Raw genomic sequence first — 17,241 nt, 5'->3', positions numbered from 1 at the left:
GTCGTTGCTGGCCCGCCCACAGCGGGCCCCCACACGTGTGGGCGTGGTCTTAGTCTAGCGCTCCCAAAAAGGGAAAACACTAGGACCTACCAGAAACGATCAAATTCGTTACCGATGAGCAACAAACCGATCACGCCGGCGAGCAACCAACCATGCACCCATGCCGAGGGCCGCAAGTGCAAGCGCGGCAAGCGCGCCCGCCTGGCCACCGGTGATCGGCAGGCCCGGCTCGCCGGGCGCACTCGGGCTGGGTGCCGCCGTCGGCTGGCTCGTGGGCTCGCCCGTCGGCTCCCCGGTAGGCTCGCCCGTCGGCTGACCGGTTGGCTCCCCTGTCGGCTCGCCGGTCGGCTGGTCCGTCGGGCTCGTGCCGGGTTCCTGGGCGAGGTGCAACACCGCGCTCGTGCGGGCCGGGATCGTCAGGGTGCCGCTGGCGGCATCCCACGTCGTGCCCTTGACGACCTCGTCCGCGCCGTCTTGCTGGATGGCACTCAGCGCGAAGTCCTTGCCGGCCAGGTCCGCCACCTTTTCGGAGATCGGCTTCGGGCTGGCGTTGATCGCGATGAGGACGCCATCGAGGTCACCGTCGATATCGGTGCCGCGCGTGTCGTCGATGTGCATGAGGATCAGGCCCGGGGTTTGGTCCGGTCCGGCGTTGGGGAAGCTGACCTTTTCGCCGATGAGCTCGGCGCTGCCCAGCCGCATGAGGGGGCTCGCGTAGCGCAGCTTGATCAGGTCCAGCGCCATCGCCTTGGACAGCGCGAGGTCCTCGGGGCTAGCCTTCTTGGCCGGGTCCTGAAGCAGCGGGCGCATGACGTCCCACTTCTCGCCGTTCTTGTCCTTGGGCGGCAGGCCGACACCGAAGTTGTGCTCGATTCCGCGCCAGTCGATCGCGTTGAAGTGATCGCCGGAGTTGTAGGAATCGCGGTCCAGCGACTTGGAGCGCATGAGGTCCGTTCCGGCGTGGAAGAACGCCGGCGTTTGCGCGAGCGCAACCGTCGAGAGCTGCACGGCGTTCATTCGCACGCGATCCGCCATCGTCGTGTCCTCGGGCAGCTTGATGACCGAGAGGTCGAACAGTGTCTCGTTATCGTGCGCATCGACGTAGGTGATGACCTCATCGGGCTGCGCGGCATAGCCTGCTGGATCGCCGCGGTAGTCAAAGTCCTTGCCGGGCTTGACGCTGCCGTCGGAGGCCAGGAGCTGGTAGTCCGCGAGGTTACCGGCAAGCCCGAGGCGGACGAGGTCGCTTTGGTGCAGGAGATCGGCTCGCGCCTTGTCATCGCCTTGCAGGCGGCCGGCGCCGTTCGGGTCGGTGTACAGCCCGGTGCCAAAGCCCTGATCGCGGTAGGAGTCCCCATCGACGGGGCTGCCACCGTGCACGGCGTCGCGCAGGCGATCGGAGAACGTCGCGATGCCGGTGTCCTTCAGCTGGCCTTGGATCGCCTGGGTGAAGCGCGCGTTGCCGCTGACTTCGCCGAAGTTCCAGCCCTCGCCGTACAGGTGGATGGTGCTACCGTCGATCCCGTCCTTGTCCAGGGTGAGGGTGGCGAGCGCCTCCTTCACGGCGAGCATGTTGTCCACCGAGTGGTGGCCCATGAGGTCGAAGCGGAAGCCCGAGACGTGGTAGTCGCGCGCCCACGTCATGACGGAGTCAACCATGAGCTGCTCGGCCATCTGGTGTTCGGTGGCGACGTTCTGGCAGCACGTGGAGGTCTCGACCTTGCCGGCTGCGTTCAGGCGGTGGTAGTAGCCCGGCACGACCTTATCGAGCACGGACTTCTCGGCCTGACCGGAGGCGGCGGTGTGGTTAAAGACCTCATCGGCGATGACACGCATCCCCAGGCCATTGATCGCGGCGACCATCTCGCGGTATTCCGCGACGCGGCCCGCGGCCGTCTCGTCGAGCGCGTAGGAGCCCTCGGGCGCGAAGAAGTGGAAGGGATCGTAACCCCAGTTAAAGCCGTCTTGATCGGCGACCGCGGCGATGGCGGCCTGCTGTTCCTCGCTTGCTGGTCCCGCATCGGGGATCTGCGGGGCGACCTGGGCGCTGCGCGGTTCCGGAATCGTCGCGATATCGAAGGTTGGCAGCAGGTGCAGCGAGTTCACGCCCGCAGCGGCAAGCTCCTTTAAGTGGGAGACGCCGTCGGATTCGGGCAGCGTGAAGGCCTTGTAGGTGCCGCGCATCTCGGCCGGGACGGATTCGTCGCCGATCGAGAAATCGCGCACGTGCAGTTCGTAGATCGCCTGGTCGACCGCGCGGGCAACGACCGGGACCTCGGTGGTGCGCCAGGACTCGGGCTTAAGGGCTGGATCCGCGAGGTCGAGCAGCACGGAGTGCGTCGAGCCGGCAGTCAGGCCCACCGCGTAGGGGTCCGTCACGGAGTTAGTGACGACCGCGTCCTCGGACGGGACGTAGACGGTGACCTCGAAGCGGTAGGCGCGGTTCTTCCAGTCCGGCGATCCGGCAACCTGCCATGTTCCGTCCGCGTTGCGCGTCATGGCGTGGCTCGTGGGATCGCCGCTGCCGCTCGCGTCATCCCACAGCTGCAGGGAGACCTTCGTTGCCGTTGGTGCCCACAGCTTCACACTCGGGGCGCCGTCATCAAAGGTGACGCCGATACCGGCGGCGCGAGCGTCGCTCGCATACAGGTCATCGAGCACTCCCGGGATCTGCACGCCGGTGAAGGCGATCGGCGCGTCATCGGAGATGAGAACCTTGACCGCCCCGGTGAGGGCGTCCTCGATCTGGCTGCGGTCCATACCGGTGACCGAGAAGGCGATGTAGTCCTTCAGGTGCGGGAAGCGCGCGAGCTGCTGCTCGCTCAGCGCACCGACGTAGGACAGCGGGGTCACGGTCACGTCGGTGCCAGCGACCTCGCCATCGGCAAGGCTCATGCCGCCGGTGGCGTTGTGGGCGAGGACCACTGTTGCGTCGGGTGCGGGCACGGATCCGAAGAGGTTCGCGGGCAGCACGATCGTCGTCGTATCAATCCACTGGGCACGCAGTTCACCGGCGCCGGCGGCGGGCGGATCAGTCACCTCGATGGTCAGCACGTGCGTGGCGACGTCGTAGGTGAAGGTCACGTTCTTACCCTCCTGGGCGCTAAAGGTGATGTTCTCTCCCCCGGGCTTGCCGTCGGCCCCGTAGTTCTCGGTCCAGCCGAGGCCGTGCGCGACCTTGACCTCGTGGCTGCCAGTGGGGATGGCGTTCGTGGTGAAGGTGTAGGTGCCGTTCTCACCCGGCGTCATGAGGGTGGCAAGGCATGCCGGGTCCCAGTTGCCGCCGTCACCGCCGGTGCACCCGAGAGCCTTATTGAAGCTGCCGGGCAGGGTGACCAGGGGGCCGTCGAGGGAGGTGAAGGCGCGGTGGCTGACCGAGTCGTAGTAGAAGGTGACCTTCCCGCCCGGTGCGGTGTACGTGAGGTTCGCGCCATCGCGTTCGCCGCCAACACCGTAGTTTTCGTCCCAACTGCCGCCGATCGCGACCTTGTATTCGTAGCTGCCAGCCGGGATATCGAAGGCGGCGGTGTACCAGGACGAATTCTCGTCCTTGGTGAGCTTGGCGGCTTCGCAGTCGGGCTGCCAGTCGCCGGGACATCCCATGGCCGCGTTATGGCTACCGGGGACGGTAACGAACAGCTCATCACCGCCGGGTGCCTCGGGTGCGGAACCGGAGAGGTCCACGCCGACGACACCGTAGCCGGAGGCCGCTTCGCGGTTTCCGGCGGCATCGGTCGTGACGGCACGGTACTCGACGAGGGAGCCCTTCTTCAGCGCCGAGGTATCGGCAAAGACACGACCATCGGGCCCGGTGGCGACGCCAAGCGGGGTGTAGTCATCCGAGCCGACGACGCGGTAGGCAAAGGACGTCTCGGCCCAGCGATTGTCCGTCGTATCGACCGCGATCGGAGCCATGGCGTCGAGCTTGTCGCCCGAGAGGTTGAGCACCGGCTTGAGGTCACCCGCGGCCACGCTCTTTTCGGCCTTGTAGACGACTGCACCGAGCGCCGGAACCGTCAGGCTTGCGGCGCCGTCGGCGTTCGTTGTCAGGGAGCCCGATGCGCCGTAGACGGCGGCGTAAGATGCCCCCGGGGTAAGCGTATGGATCTCCTGGGTGATCGGCGCGTTGGTGTTGTTCAGCGCTACGACGTATTCGTACTTTTCGTCGCGGTCGACGCGCGCAAATGCGTAGAGTCCGGGGCCATCGGAAGCGAAGAGCTCGATCTGAGCGCCAGTGTTGAGCGCGGGATGCTCAGCGCGCAGTTCACCGAGAGCCGCGATGTGGCCATAAAGGGCCGCGGAGGTATCGAAGTGATCGCCGGTGCCGTAGGGCGAGCCGTCGAGCTTGTTCTGGCTCGTGTATTCCTCCGCCTTGGAGGCAAACATCGACTGGCGGGCAGCCTTGTCGCCGCCATTGCCAACGAAGCCCTGCTCATCGCCGTAGTAGACGACGGGCTGGCCGCGTGTGAGGTACATCAGGGAGTGCGCGAGTTTGCTGCGCGCCTCGGCGTTATCGGTGCCGCTCAGGAAGTGGCCGACGCGCCCCATATCGTGATTGCCGAGGAAGGTCGGCAAGAAGGAGGCGTTAGACGTCGGGCTTGTGTAGCGGTCATCGTCGGCGAACAGGGCGGACAGCCCCGCGCTCGTCAGGCCCTTGGCGTAGTTGACGGCACGTGATTGGAACGTGAAGTCGAGGACGGCCGACATATCGGTCTTGCGCATATAGGGCGAAATCTTGGCGGCATCCGCGTCGTAGACCTCGCCGAAGGTGAAGAAGTCGGGGTTCGTCGAATCCGCATGGCGTTGCAGCTGGGAGCTGAAGGAGGTCCAGAACTCGAAGTTGACGTGCTTGACGGTATCAATCCGGAAGCCATCGATCCCGAGATCCATCCACTGCCGATAAATATCGGCCATGCCATCAACGACCTTGGGGTTTTCGGTCATGAGGTCATCGAGGCCGACGAAGTCACCGAAGGTGACGGATTCGCCCTCCCACGTCGAGTTTCCGCGGTTGTGGTAGAGAGTGACGTCATTGAGCCATTCGGGCACCATCTGGGGCTGGTCTGCCGCGCGGATGGGAGTGTAGGGGAAGGAGGTCTTTGGATCGAAGGTCGGGAAACCGTCCTTGCCCGCAAGCTTGCTGACATCAACGACATTGCCGTCGGCGTCCTTGTAGGGATGGCTCGCGATGTCCTTGTAGTCGTAGGTGCCTTCCTCGTAGTCGATGAGGTCGGCCGTGTGGTTCGTGATGATGTCGAAGTAGACCTTGATGCCGCGCGCGTGGGCCGCGTCAATGAAGGCCTTCATCTCCTCGTTCGTGCCCAGGTGCGGATCGATCTGGGTGAAGTCGGTGATCCAATAGCCGTGATAGCCGGCCGAGGCGTCATTGCCCTCACCTTGGACGGGATTGTTTTTCAGGGACGGCGTCAGCCAAATAGCGGTGGTTCCGAGCCCCTCGATGTAGTCGAGTTTGTCCTTCAGGCCGGCGAGGTCGCCGCCGTGGTAGAAGCCGATGTCGGTGGGATCGAAGCCGGAGGCGAGGCGGTCATCGCCTAGGCCGGCGGTATCGTTCGCGCTGGAGCCGTTAGCAAAGCGATCGGTGAGAACGAAGTAGAACTGTTGGCCCGCCCCGGCATGGGTGGCAGGTTTCGCCACGAGAGCTGCGTCGGCCTCCGTGTAGGCGCCCGGAAGAGACGTCGGCTTTAGGCCGAGGGCGTGCGTCTCATCGTTGTAGGTGAACGTCAGTTCGGTGGCACCCGCAAGACTGAGCGGAACGTTATTTGCGCCATCGCCGTAGGACTCGTCCCAGGACTTGTTGAGCGCGACCTTGAACTCCCAATCCCCCGCTGGGACCGTCACTGTCAGCTCATAGATCCCATCGTCTGCGGCGGTCATGGTGGTCGCATCGCAGGCGGGCATCCAGTCCTCGGCGCAGCCGAGTTCTGACTGCAGCGAACCGACGAGCGTGGCGCTCGTGGTCTCGGCAGCGGCAAACGGGATGGCCGCGAGTGAAGTCAGGGCTAAGAAACCAGTGGTGAGCGCGGCAGCAATGCGGCGCTTCCTGGGGATGGGAGACATGGCGTGTTCCGATCGTCGGTGAGGGGATCCAGGTAGAAGACACAATCCCTGTAAACGCTTACGGCGGGGAGTGTTCCCCCGTGGTGACCCCCCCCGCCGTATGGTCCGGCTGTGGGATTAGAGGATTCCCATTGCCTTAATCTCGTCGCGCTCTTCGACCAGTGCGTCGATATTGCGCTGAATTCCAGCCTTCGTCGTCTCCGAGAGATCGAGGCCCTGGACGATCTTCCACTCGCCGCCTTCGGCGGTGGCCGGGAAGCCGAAGACGAGGCCCTCGGGAACTCCGTAGGAGCCGTCAGAGGCGATGCCCGGGGTAACCCAGTCGCCCTCGGGAGTCCCGTTGACCCAGTCGTAGATGTGGTCGATCGCAGCGTTCGCGGCCGATGCGGCCGAGGATGCGCCGCGTGCCTCGATGATGGCGGCGCCGCGCTTGGCGACCGTCGGCACGAAGTAGTCGGAAAGCCATGCTTCGTCGACGAGGTCGAGTGCAGGCTTGCCGGCCACCGTGGTGTAGGAGACATCCGGGTGCTGATCGGCGGAGTGGTTACCCCACACGGTCATCTTCTTGATGTCGGTGACATCGGCGTCGAGCTTGGTTGCAAGCTGGGAGATCGCGCGGTTGTGGTCCAGGCGCATCATCGCGGTGAAACGATCGGCCGGAACATCGGGCGCGGAGGCCGCTGCGATGTAGGCGTTGGTGTTGGCCGGGTTGCCCACGACGAGCACGCGGATATCGTCCGCGGCCTTGTCGTTGATGGCGCGGCCCTGGGGACCAAAGATCCCACCGTTGGCGGCCAGCAGATCCGAACGCTCCATCCCCTTGGTCCGGGGGCGGGCACCGACAAGCAGGCCGATATTGGCGCCATCGAAGCCGGCCTCGGGCGTATCGAAGATATCGATGCCCTTCAGCAGCGGGAAGGCACAGTCGTCCAGTTCCATCGCGGTGCCTTCGGCGGCCTTGACAGCCTGCGGGATCTCCAGGAGACGCAGCTTGACGGGGACATCTTCGCCCAGCAGCTGGCCAGAGGCGATCCGGAAGAGAAGGGCGTAGCCGATTTGGCCGGCAGCGCCGGTAACGGTGACATTGACCGGAGTGGTCATGGCGATGAGCTCCTTTGCCATGGGGTGGTACTCGGTTGTTCGTACGAACCAAAGTTTACGCGGTTACCGGGCCCTCGCCACGGCTTCGGTCCGTGATGGTCGGCAAAACCGTGTGGTAGGGCCACCCTAGGTATGGTCGATACCGGCCGCGGTTGCGACGCCGACCGCTACCGCAAGGTCTTGCCAGCTCATCCCGACTCCCTTGAAGACGTTTGGAGCATTGGTTCGCCGCGAGACCTGACCGGCCGCAAGGTCTCGCAGTGGTACGAGATCTGCTTGCTTGAGATGACCTTCGGCGATCGCCTGAATGACATCCCCTGCCTCCCGCAACGCTGTTGCAACATCCTCCACGATGACGAGCGAACGACCCATCAGCTCGCCAGGAAGTTCGCGATAGTGCGGCTCGTGGCTACCCATCGCGATGACGCATGCCCCATCTTTGACGTCCGAATCGGCGATGACGGGCTCTGCCGCGGACGTTGCGCACACGATGATGTCGCAATCGGCGGCTTCGGCGGCGGAGTCCGCAACCCGCGCCGGGTAGCCTTCCGCACGCAATTGCGCGACAACCTCGGCAACCTTGTCCCGGTTTCGCGCGGTGAGCGCGATATCTGTCAACTGCCGAATCTCGGCCATCGCCCTCACGTGGCCGATGGCCTGTCCCCCACTTCCCACAACGAGGAGCCTGCTCGCATCCGGAGCCGCGAGGACATCGGCCGCAACAGCCGATGTGGCAGGGGTTCGCAGCGAGGTGAGCGCATTAGCTTCGATGATCGCGCGGCACGTGAGGGTAGCGGAGTCGAAGAGTTGATAAAACGCCTGAATCCGTTCGAGTCCCAGGCTCGGGTTATCGGGTGCCACGGTCAGCACTTTGATTCCGGTCCACGGCCCGATCGTCGAGGGCATGAGGAGGAAATGTCCTGCACCGGCAGCGACGTTACCGCGCACTGGATCCATTGCCGGGTCGAAGTCTCCGCGCAGGGCATCACGGATGAGTTCTCGCGCCTTCGTCGGAGTGATGCTGTCTCGCACGACCTGATCCGAAAGATAGCTGGGCCCACCCATTTAGGCGTCCGCCTCCTCTACCCACCTGCCGGAGGCCTTGAGGTCCGCGGTCTCCTTACGCACGACGGGCCCTGAGGCAATCGCGGAGCCGAGACCGATGACAGACAAGAAGATCATGTAGAACGCGATCGGGGTCCAGCTCCCGTCGAACTCGCGCAGGAGCCACGTCGCAATGAGCGGCGCACTGCCGCCCGCGAGCGCCGCGCCAACCTGGTAGCCGAGCGTGACCCCGGTGTAGCGCACGCGAGTGGAGAAGGTCTCCGACATGAGGGTGCCAAGGGTTGCCGTCACTGGCGGCCACACGATGGCAAGCCCAATGATCACCGCGGCATACACGGCCCAGGTTGCGTGCAGGTCAAGCAGGAGGAAGAAGGGGAAGGCGAACGCCATCGTCATGAAGACACCGGCAGTAAAGACAGGCTTGCGTCCGACCCGATCCGACAGCGCTCCCATCGTGAAGATCATGACCGTGGAAATCAGGGCGCCCACGCTTACCGCATTGAGGACAGTCGGTCGCTCATAGTTCAGGTTCGTCGTCGCGTAGGAGACCACGAAGGTAACGAAGATATAGAACGGACCTGTTTCCACGAACTTAATTCCGACCGCGATGAGAACGGAACGCCAATGATCCTTCAAAGTGTCCAGCAGGGGCATTTTGGCCACGGCACCGGAGTCTTTGGCGGCTTGGAATGCCGGGGTCTCGTTTAGTCCTTTTCGGATCCACAGGCCCAGGAAGACGAGCGCGATGGAAGCGATGAAAGGAACCCGCCAGCCCCACGATTGGAACTGCGCATCGGGCAGCGCCGAGACGATGGCGAAAGATAGGGAAGCCATGAGCATGCCGATCGTGACGCCAGTTTGGGGCACGGAACCGAAGAAGCCGCGCCGATTCTTCGGGGCATATTCATACGCCAGGAGCAGCGCCCCACCCCACTCGCCTCCGATGGCAAGCCCCTGCACGATACGGCAGATGATGAGCAGAATCGGTGCCAGGACACCGATCTGGTCATAGTTGGGCAGTAACCCAATGGCGACGGTGGCTCCGCCCATGAGAGACAGGGTGATGACCAGGGTCTTTTTTCTGCCCACCCGGTCACCGATGTGGGAGAAGACGATGCCGCCGAAGGGGCGGACGAAGAACGTCAGGGCAAGCGTCAGGTAGGACAGGATGAGAGAGATATTCGGGTCATCGGTCGGGAAGAACTGCTTGTCGAAAATGATCGCTGCGGCTGTGGCGTAGAGAAAAAAGTCAAACCACTCGATTGCGCTGCCCGCTAGCGAACCGGTGAGCACTCGGCGATTTGTCACCGCCTTGAAGGTCGCGTTTTCGCTGGTAGACATGGTACTCCTTTGGTGGCCCGGCACACCCCGGGTGGTATGGGTAACTCGGGACTATAGCAACAAAAATGCATGCTGCGGCAGCGCCGTTCACGGAATGTGAGACGGCTCTTTACGTAGACTGAGGTTCAAGCCGTCAGCCGCTCGAAGGAGTTCACGTGAGCGATCTTTTCAACGTTCGTGACAAGTTGGCATTGGTTACCGGATCCTCGCGTGGGCTCGGGAGAGCCCTTGCTCTCGGATTGGCCAGCCACGGTGCGCGGGCCATCGTGCACGGGCGCAATGCCGAAGCGCTAGCCGAAACGCAAGAACTTATCCGAGAAGCGGGAGCGGAATGTGCCGCCGTCAGCTTCGATGTCACGGACAAGTCCGCCGTGGTTGATGGAGCAGCTCGTCTAATAGATGAGCACGGGGTGCCCGACATCCTGGTGAATAATGCGGGCGTGCAGCGCCGCGCACCCTTTACCGAATTCGATGCCGATGATTGGGATTTGGTCATTGCCTCGAATTTGTCCAGCGCGTTCTATGTTTCGCGAGCAATCAGCCCGGCGATGGCCGAGCGAGGTTCGGGAAAAATTGTCAATATTGGCTCGGTCCAATCGATGCTTGCTCGGCAGACAATCGCCCCGTATTCCGCTTCTAAAGGTGGCGTCGCGATGCTCACTCGTGGAATGGCTGCGGATCTTGCCCGGTTCAACATCCAGGTCAATTGCATCTCCCCCGGCTACTTTGCCACCGAGATGAACCGCAATCTTTGGGAAGATCCTGAATTCAATGCATGGTGCATTGCCCGCACTCCTGCCCAGCGATGGGGGAAGTTTGACGAGCTCATCGGGACTCTGATTTACCTAGCTTCTGATGCCTCGAGCTTCGTCTCAGGGCAGAATATTTTCGTCGACGGCGGCATGACGTCTGTCGTGTAGCAAAGGAGAAGTAATGCGCGCTTTTGTGATCGAAGGAGCCCGCGACGCCGAAGTTCGCGAGGTTAAGACTCCTCAAGCACACGCCGGCCAAGTCCTCGTTCGCGTCGCCTACGTGGGCATCTGCGGCTCCGATCTGCACTACTACTTCAATGGGACCAACGGCGACTTCGTCGTCAAGGAGCCATTGATCCCCGGCCATGAGGTCTCAGGTACGGTCGCTCATGATCCATCGGGAAAACTCGCTGAAGGCACCCCTGTAACCATCCACCCGGCGCGGTTCGGCACCAAGGATCTGCGCTACGGGCGTCATCTGTGGAACGGCGGGTCCTACCTGGGATCGGCAGCAACCTGGCCCCACACGCAAGGCGCCATGAGCGACTACCTCCTCGTGGAGGATTACATGGTGCGGGAGTTGCCCGCGAATATGGATCTGAAGGCAGCGGCCCTCGCCGAACCACTAGCGGTGGGCCTGCACGGCGTTGCGATCGGAGGGTGGGCGACAGGCAAGGCCATCCTCGTGTCAGGCTCCGGGCCTATCGGATTGCTTGCCGCAGCGGGAGCCAAGGCTGGCAAGGCAGCCGAGATCTGGGCGACCGATATTCTCGACGGTCCGCTCGAGCGCGCACGCGCGCTCGGTGTCGACAAGGTTGTCAGGGTCGGCCACGATGAACTACCTGCCGACCATTTTGACGTGGTCTTGGAGTGCACGGGAGTCGCAGCTGCCTTCAACGGCTGCATCCCGGCGGTCCGCAAAGCGGGTGTGATCTCTCAAATCGGAATGTTCCCCGGCGGACCCCAACCCATCAACATGGCAGGGCTGTTGTCGAAGGAAGTCGAGATTCGCGGGGCCTTCCGCTTCGACAATGAGATTGACTTCGCGATTCAGATCCTTGCCTCCGATGAAGGATCCTCCATCGCTGATGTCGTCATCACCGATGTCTATCCGCTGACCGATGCGGTGGAAGCCTTTGAGATGGCAAAGAACTCTCAGGAGTCCGGCAAGGTCCTCATCGATCTGACCTAGTCCATCACATGACTGTGGGCCTCGAATTATCGAGGCCCACAGTCATGTGTGGCCGTGGTTTTCTCAGTCCTGCTACGGGACCGGGATCGGTCGCTCCATGCCAGGACCGGCCACGGGCAGGAAGGCAAAGAGGATCACTGCTGCTGCGAGCAGGACAGCGATATCGAACCAGCGTGACCGAGCCGCCGGCATGACAGACTCCGGCAATACCGCACGAGCGCCGGCAGCTGCAATGCAGCCGAGAGCGACCGTCACAATCCCTGCCTGCGCACCGATCCCATATGACAGGGCGAGCGCCAGAAGAATCAGGGCAGCGGTGAGCACCAACACCACACGATTGGCGCTCTTAGCCGACTTCGAGCTCGTGCGAGAGTCAACCGGCTGTGCCCCCGGATTCACAGCGGTCATTCGCGCTCGTTGCGGTAGTAGTCGATCAGCGCCCGGGTAGAGGCATCCGTCTCACGCAGGGCTTTCTCGTCGCCAGCGACCGCGGGCGTGAGGTCCTTCGCCAATTGCTTGCCAAGTTCGACGCCCCACTGATCGAAGGAGTCGATTCCCCAGACAGCTCCTTCAACGAAGGTGATGTGCTCGTAGAGCGCAATGAGCTCGCCCAAAACCTTGGGTGACAGCTCGGGTGCCATGATCGAGGTAGAAGGCTTATTGCCCTCAAAGATTCGGGCGGGAACGATCTTCTCCTCGGTTCCTTCGGCCCGAACCTCTTCCTCAGTCTTGCCAAATGCGAGCGCCTTGGTCTGGGCAAAGAAGTTGGCAAGCAGCAGCTCGTGGACGTCCGTCTCACCATCCTTGAGACCGTGAGCGGGGTTCGCCACCGCGATGAAATCGCACGGGATTAGTCGTGTCCCCTGGTGGATCAGCTGATAGAAGGCGTGCTGACCGTTGGTTCCCGGCTCACCCCAGAAGATCTCTCCCGTGTCGTATTCGGTGTAGGAACCATCCGATCGCACCGACTTACCATTGGACTCCATGGTCAGCTGCTGCAGGTAGGCCGGGAAGCGGTGCAGATACTGCACGTAGGGCAAGACCGCGTGGGACTCGGCACCGAGGAAGTTGACGTACCACACGTTGAGCAGACCGAGCAGCAGCGGGACGTTGCCCTCCGCGGGTTCGTTGGCGAAGTGCTCGTCAATGGCGCGGAAGCCCGCAAGGAACTCAGCGAAGTTCTCCGGGCCAATGGCGACGACGAGGGAGGTTCCGATCGCGGAATCGACGGAGTAACGACCGCCGACCCAATCCCAAAAACCGAAGGCATTGTCGGGATCGATGCCGAACTCGGCGACCTTATCGAGCGCGGTCGATACCGCGACGAAGTGCTTGGCAATGGCCTCGGACTCATTGTCCTCCGTGACGATGCCCTGCTCCCGTAGCTGGTCAAGCAACCACGTCCGCGCGAGTCTGGCGTTGGTCAGCGTCTCCAGGGTCGTAAACGTCTTGGAGGCGATGATGAATAGTGTGGTCTCAGCGTCGAGGTCAACCGTATTTTCAAAGATGTCGCTCGGATCAATGTTGGACACGAAGCGGCATTCCAGGCCGTCTTGAACGTAGGGCTTCAGCGCCTCGTAGGCCATCTTTGGCCCGAGGTCGGAGCCACCGATTCCGATGTTGACGACATGCGTGATGGGCTTTCCCGTAATGCCGCGCCACTGCCCGGAGCGCACGCGGGTGGCAAAGTCGTAGACCTTGTCGAGTTCGGCGTGCACATCGCCGATGACGTCTTGGCCATCGACGGTGAGGGTATCTCCTTGCTCCCTTCGCAGTGCTGTGTGGAGCACCGATCGCCCCTCGGTGACGTTGATCTTGTCTCCGGCGAACATCGCGTCGCGATATTCCTCGACCTTGCACTCGCCAGCGAGGGAAAGGAGCGCGTCGCGTACTTCCCGGGTGAGGAGGTTCTTCGACATGTCGACATACAGGTCGCCTGCTCGAGCGGTGAAATCGGCAACGCGGTTATCGTCGTTGTCGAACTCTTCTCGCAGGTCGATCGTGAAGACGTCGGCGAGGTCTTGCAGTGCCTGCCACGCGGTCGTGGTTGTCGGATCGATACTCATCTGTTCTCCTTGGAAGTCGAGCTAATGACAGCCTAGGTGCTAGGCATCCATGATCGGAATCGGGCCGAGCAGCCCCGCGCCGGGTAAGCTCACGACTTGCGCCGCGGGTTTCAGTCCCAGCCACCACTGATACTTCGGACGACGGTCGGCGACATCGAAATCATCGAGCATCCGTTCGATGGGACGCGATGACAGCGAATTGGCCGCCATCCCGATATACAGCGCCGCCGACGTCTCGTCCTCAATCTCGCGGCAGATCTCATCGAGGGCATGGGAGACCAGGCGGGTGGCAAGCAGGCGGTCGAACGGGGTGGGACTACCACCTTGCTGGAGGTGACCGATCGCGCTTTGTCGGACATCAAAAAGTCCGCCGCCTTCTTCCTCAAAGGCTCGCGCCATGAAGTCCATGGTCAAAAGCTCGGAGACCTCTTCGTTGCGTACGACCAGGAAGAGCCTTCGACCGGCTTCAAACGAGGCCCGCATAATGGCCGCATCGGAGGCAATCGTGTCAAGGTCGACGCCATCTTCGTTGAGGTAGACGAGTTCAGCCCCGGCGGCCAGGCCCGACATGAAGGCGAGATAGCCGCACTTTCGTCCCATCGCCTCGGCAACGAAACAACGGCGGGAAGCGGCCGCCGACTCCTTAATTCGATCGAGTGCCCACACCGCGTTGTTCACGGCGGTATCGGCTCCGATCGAGAGTTCGGAGCCGGGAAGGTTGTTATCGATCGATGCTGGCACGAGGACGATCGGGATTCGGAAGGCCGGATACCGGTCGCGCTGGCTGACAAGCTCGTAGCCGGACATGTAGGCGTTAATCCCGCCAATGATCATGAGCCCATCGATCTGCTGGGTTTCGATCGAGCGTCCGATGGCGTAGAACTGCTCCAGGCTTGGTTCAGTCCGCCGCGTGCCGAGTTCCGCACCCCCTGCAAACGCCCAGCCTTCGACATCGTCCCAGCTGAGTTCGTCGACGGCGCCGTCGATAAGGCCCGGGAAGCCGCCTCGTACTCCCAGCATCGTGTAGCCGCGTGCGAGCCCCAACCGCACTGCCGCGCGGGCGGCCGTGTTCATTCCCGGAGCTAGTCCCCCGGCGTGCAGGATCGCGATCCGCTTTCCGGTAGCGCGCGGGGCCTGTGACGGTGGCGCCGAAAGTAGGGAGTTGATCTTCAACATCTCGGTAAATGACCGGCCTCGCGCGGCGACAGCCTCGTCGTAGCTTCCCTGCTCGATGAGCGTCGCGACGTTTCGGGTGTCACTGACCGCTGTCACAAGATCGAGGCGGGCGATCCGGTTGTGCCGCACACCGAGGATGACAGCGCCATCATCACTGCCCTGCTCGAGCACGGTCTGCACCGCTGCATACCCGAGCAGTGTGGGCATCCACCGGTCATAGGCCGAGGGAGTGCCACCGCGTTGGACATGGCCGAGGATCGTCACGCGAGCGTCCACGTCCATCCGGTCTTTGAGGATGCCTGCGACATCCGCTGCGGTGATCCGGTCCCCGCTTCGGGTCTGCGCGCCCTCCGCAACAAGGACGATGGATTCGCGACGTCCCGCCTCACGCCCCTGCGTCAGGACGTTGCACATCTCCTCTTCCCAGCCTTCGCCCGGAGGCCGTTCGGGAATCAGGACATAGTCACAGCCACCCGCTATCGCGCTCATGAGCGCAAGATAGCCGCAGTGTCTGCCCATAACCTCGACGACGAAGGTGCGCTGATGGGACGCTGCCGTCGACGTCAGCGCGTCGATGGCTTCAACGATGCGGTGTAGGGCCGAGTCGGCGCCGATCGTCATATCCGTGCCGACGAGGTCGTTATCGATCGACCCCACGAGTCCCACGACCGCGAGATATGGATGGGCAGCCGCTTCCTCGTGGCTGATCCGCCCGGCCTCAACGAGATCGGTTAAGAGCTGCGACCATTCGTTACGGAATTGGTTAGTACCGGTCAGCGATCCATCGCCGCCGATCACTACGAGCTTGTCGATACCGTGGCGGATAAGGTTTTCGGCGGCGACCAGCCGGCCCTCATACTCCCGAAAATTCGCAGACCGCGCGGTCCCGATCACGGTGCCGCCCTGGTTGAGGATCGAGGAGACATCCGACCACCCCATCTCCTGGATGGAGTTATCGACCGCTCCCTGCCAACCCTCGAGGATGGCGAGTGGGGTTGCTCCCATGACAAGCGCGGTGCGAACTACGGCGCGCACCGCCGCATTCATCCCCTGCGCGTCGCCACCGGAGGTGAGAACTCCGATCCGCACCCCCTGCCCACGCGCAAAGTCTTCGGCTGACGGGTTCTCGTGTCCGGTCTCGGACTCACTCATCTTGGGTGTCCTTTCCTGGCTCCGGCTCCATTGTCTCAACCCGGGGTGGTTTTCGGTGAGTCATAAGCCCTAACCACACGAGACGGTAGATCAACCCAACCACGACAACGCCTGCACCGATCACAATCGAGGTGACCGGAAGTGATGCGACGAGGCCAAGGCACGCGAGGAGCCCAAAGATGTGAAGGACCCGGGGGTAACGCCGCTCAGCTGCGGGCTGACGCAATGCAGATGCGTTGGCGATCGCGTAGTACAGCAGGACACCAAAGGAGGAAAAGCCGATCGCCGTGGTAATCGAGGGGAGAAAGACCATGAGTGCCGCGACGACTCCGGCGACGACGACGGTGGCGAGCGCCGGGACCTGTCGACGGCTGGTGCGGGCGAAGAACGCCGGCAAGTCGCCGTGGCGAGACATCGCCAGCAGGGTGCGGGAAATCCCGACAATGAGAGCAAGCAGGGCTCCCGTGGCAGCCAGTGCAGCCGTCGCACTCAACACGATCCCGATGCGGTCAAAACGGGTGAGGTCAACGAGGCTTGCGATGGGCATATCGGTAGCAGCTGTCGCTTCGGGCCCGAGCCGAGTAAGGAGCAGATACGTGATCACCGCGTAGATGACCGCTACCAGCCCGATCGACTGGTGGGTCGCTGCCGGGATCGAGGAGGCCGGGTCCCGGATCTCTTCACCCATCGTCGCGATGCGGGCGTAGCCGGCGAAGGCAAAGAACAGCAGGGCTGCGCCTTGGGCCATTCCCCTGACGGTGGTTCCATCGGCCGTGGCCGCCAGCTCCGTGACGTGCGACCAGAACGGATAGGCGGCAGGTAATTCAAAGGCGGTGAGGAAGACGCACCCCAAAACGAGCAGGACGATCGCGACGGTCACGGCAGTCGCGCGTGCTGTTCGGGTAATGCCGAGACACGCGATGATCGTGGCGAAAGCCAAGATGCCGAGCGCAACGGGTCGGGGATTGCTCGGGTGTAGATAGGTTGCCGCGACGAGTCCCATCGCAGCAAGCGAGGCAGTCTTGCCGATGGTGAAAGCCCAGCCAGCAAAGAAGCCTGGCCATGTGCCGAGCTTTTCTCGCCCGTAGATGTAACTGCCGCCCGCTTTGGGATAGCGGGCGGCAAGTTGGGCTGAGGCGGTGCCGTTTGCGAAGGCGACGGCGGCTGCCAGGACAAGACTCAACGGGAGCGCCCAGCCAGCCACGGCGGCCGCGGGCGCGAAGGCGGTAAAGACGCCGGCGCCGAGCATCGATCCCAGGCCGATCACTACAGCCTGTTTCGCGGTCAGCAGCCTGGCTAGCTCAGAGGCCATGGTCCG

General features: G+C 62.9%; 10 protein-coding genes. 2 read left to right on the top strand and 8 right to left on the bottom strand.

Annotation, left to right across the window (positions count from 1 at the left end; all coding sequences use genetic code 11):
* Nucleotides 1-108: 108 nt before the first annotated feature.
* From pulA to MUN85_RS02865, 4 genes are all read right to left on the bottom strand, one after another.
* A complete protein-coding gene (gene pulA, locus MUN85_RS02880; RefSeq protein WP_250505298.1) occupies nucleotides 109-6,078 on the bottom strand; it encodes a pullulanase-type alpha-1,6-glucosidase in 5,970 nt (1,989 codons plus the stop codon).
* 117 nt (nucleotides 6,079-6,195) lie between these two features.
* Nucleotides 6,196-7,179 carry a malate dehydrogenase gene (locus tag MUN85_RS02875; protein ID WP_250505297.1) on the bottom strand — a complete coding sequence of 328 codons (984 nt, stop codon included), beginning with the start codon at nucleotides 7,177-7,179 and terminating at the stop codon, nucleotides 6,196-6,198.
* Nucleotides 7,180-7,305: 126 nt separating this feature from the next.
* A complete protein-coding gene (locus tag MUN85_RS02870) occupies nucleotides 7,306-8,211 on the bottom strand; it encodes an ornithine cyclodeaminase family protein (RefSeq protein WP_250505296.1) in 906 nt (301 codons plus the stop codon).
* 33 nt (nucleotides 8,212-8,244) lie between these two features.
* Nucleotides 8,245-9,585 carry an MFS transporter gene (locus MUN85_RS02865; RefSeq protein WP_250505295.1) on the bottom strand — a complete coding sequence of 447 codons (1,341 nt, stop codon included), beginning with the start codon at nucleotides 9,583-9,585 and terminating at the stop codon, nucleotides 8,245-8,247.
* Nucleotides 9,586-9,740: 155 nt separating this feature from the next.
* On the opposite strand from MUN85_RS02865, the gene MUN85_RS02860 reads away from it, so the two are divergent.
* Both MUN85_RS02860 and MUN85_RS02855 read left to right on the top strand, forming a co-directional pair.
* Entirely contained in the window at nucleotides 9,741-10,505 is a 765-nt protein-coding gene (locus MUN85_RS02860) for a glucose 1-dehydrogenase (RefSeq protein ID WP_250505294.1), read from the top strand.
* Nucleotides 10,506-10,518: 13 nt separating this feature from the next.
* Nucleotides 10,519-11,529 (top strand): zinc-binding dehydrogenase, encoded by a 1,011-nt coding sequence (locus MUN85_RS02855; protein ID WP_250505293.1) that lies wholly within the window; start codon nucleotides 10,519-10,521, stop codon nucleotides 11,527-11,529.
* Between the two features lie 72 nt (nucleotides 11,530-11,601).
* Here the strand turns inward: MUN85_RS02855 and MUN85_RS02850 are convergent, their stop codons facing one another.
* The 4 genes from MUN85_RS02850 to MUN85_RS02835 are packed head-to-tail and all read right to left on the bottom strand — an operon-like array spanning nucleotide 11,602 to nucleotide 17,235.
* Nucleotides 11,602-11,937 carry a hypothetical protein gene (locus MUN85_RS02850; protein ID WP_250505292.1) on the bottom strand — a complete coding sequence of 112 codons (336 nt, stop codon included), beginning with the start codon at nucleotides 11,935-11,937 and terminating at the stop codon, nucleotides 11,602-11,604.
* Nucleotides 11,934-13,595, bottom strand: a complete 1,662-nt coding sequence (gene pgi, locus MUN85_RS02845; protein ID WP_250505291.1) for a glucose-6-phosphate isomerase — start codon at nucleotides 13,593-13,595, stop codon at nucleotides 11,934-11,936. Before pgi ends, MUN85_RS02850 begins: the two co-directional genes overlap by 4 nt.
* Before the next feature lie 39 nt (nucleotides 13,596-13,634).
* A complete protein-coding gene (locus MUN85_RS02840) occupies nucleotides 13,635-15,923 on the bottom strand; it encodes a 6-phosphofructokinase (protein WP_284500853.1) in 2,289 nt (762 codons plus the stop codon).
* A complete protein-coding gene (locus MUN85_RS02835) occupies nucleotides 15,916-17,235 on the bottom strand; it encodes an APC family permease (RefSeq protein ID WP_250505290.1) in 1,320 nt (439 codons plus the stop codon). The genes MUN85_RS02840 and MUN85_RS02835 overlap by 8 nt, the downstream gene beginning before the upstream one ends.
* Nucleotides 17,236-17,241 lie beyond the last annotated feature (6 nt).

Origin of the sequence: Bowdeniella massiliensis, assembly GCF_023634005.1 — a bacterium.
Classification (GTDB): domain Bacteria; phylum Actinomycetota; class Actinomycetes; order Actinomycetales; family Actinomycetaceae; genus Bowdeniella; species Bowdeniella massiliensis.
Note: the sequence above shows the minus strand (reverse complement) of the source record. Positions and strands in the feature narration are given on the sequence as shown.

Coding starts and splice junctions, on each gene's coding strand:
- MUN85_RS02875 (WP_250505297.1), bottom strand. CDS start 7,179: ATGACCACTCCGGTCAATGTCACCGTTACCGGCGCTGCCGGCCAAATC.
- MUN85_RS02835 (WP_250505290.1), bottom strand. CDS start 17,235: ATGGCCTCTGAGCTAGCCAGGCTGCTGACCGCGAAACAGGCTGTAGTG.
- pulA (WP_250505298.1), bottom strand. CDS start 6,078: ATGTCTCCCATCCCCAGGAAGCGCCGCATTGCTGCCGCGCTCACCACT.
- MUN85_RS02840 (WP_284500853.1), bottom strand. CDS start 15,923: ATGAGTGAGTCCGAGACCGGACACGAGAACCCGTCAGCCGAAGACTTT.
- pgi (WP_250505291.1), bottom strand. CDS start 13,595: ATGAGTATCGATCCGACAACCACGACCGCGTGGCAGGCACTGCAAGAC.
- MUN85_RS02850 (WP_250505292.1), bottom strand. CDS start 11,937: ATGACCGCTGTGAATCCGGGGGCACAGCCGGTTGACTCTCGCACGAGC.
- MUN85_RS02865 (WP_250505295.1), bottom strand. CDS start 9,585: ATGTCTACCAGCGAAAACGCGACCTTCAAGGCGGTGACAAATCGCCGA.
- MUN85_RS02855 (WP_250505293.1), top strand. CDS start 10,519: ATGCGCGCTTTTGTGATCGAAGGAGCCCGCGACGCCGAAGTTCGCGAG.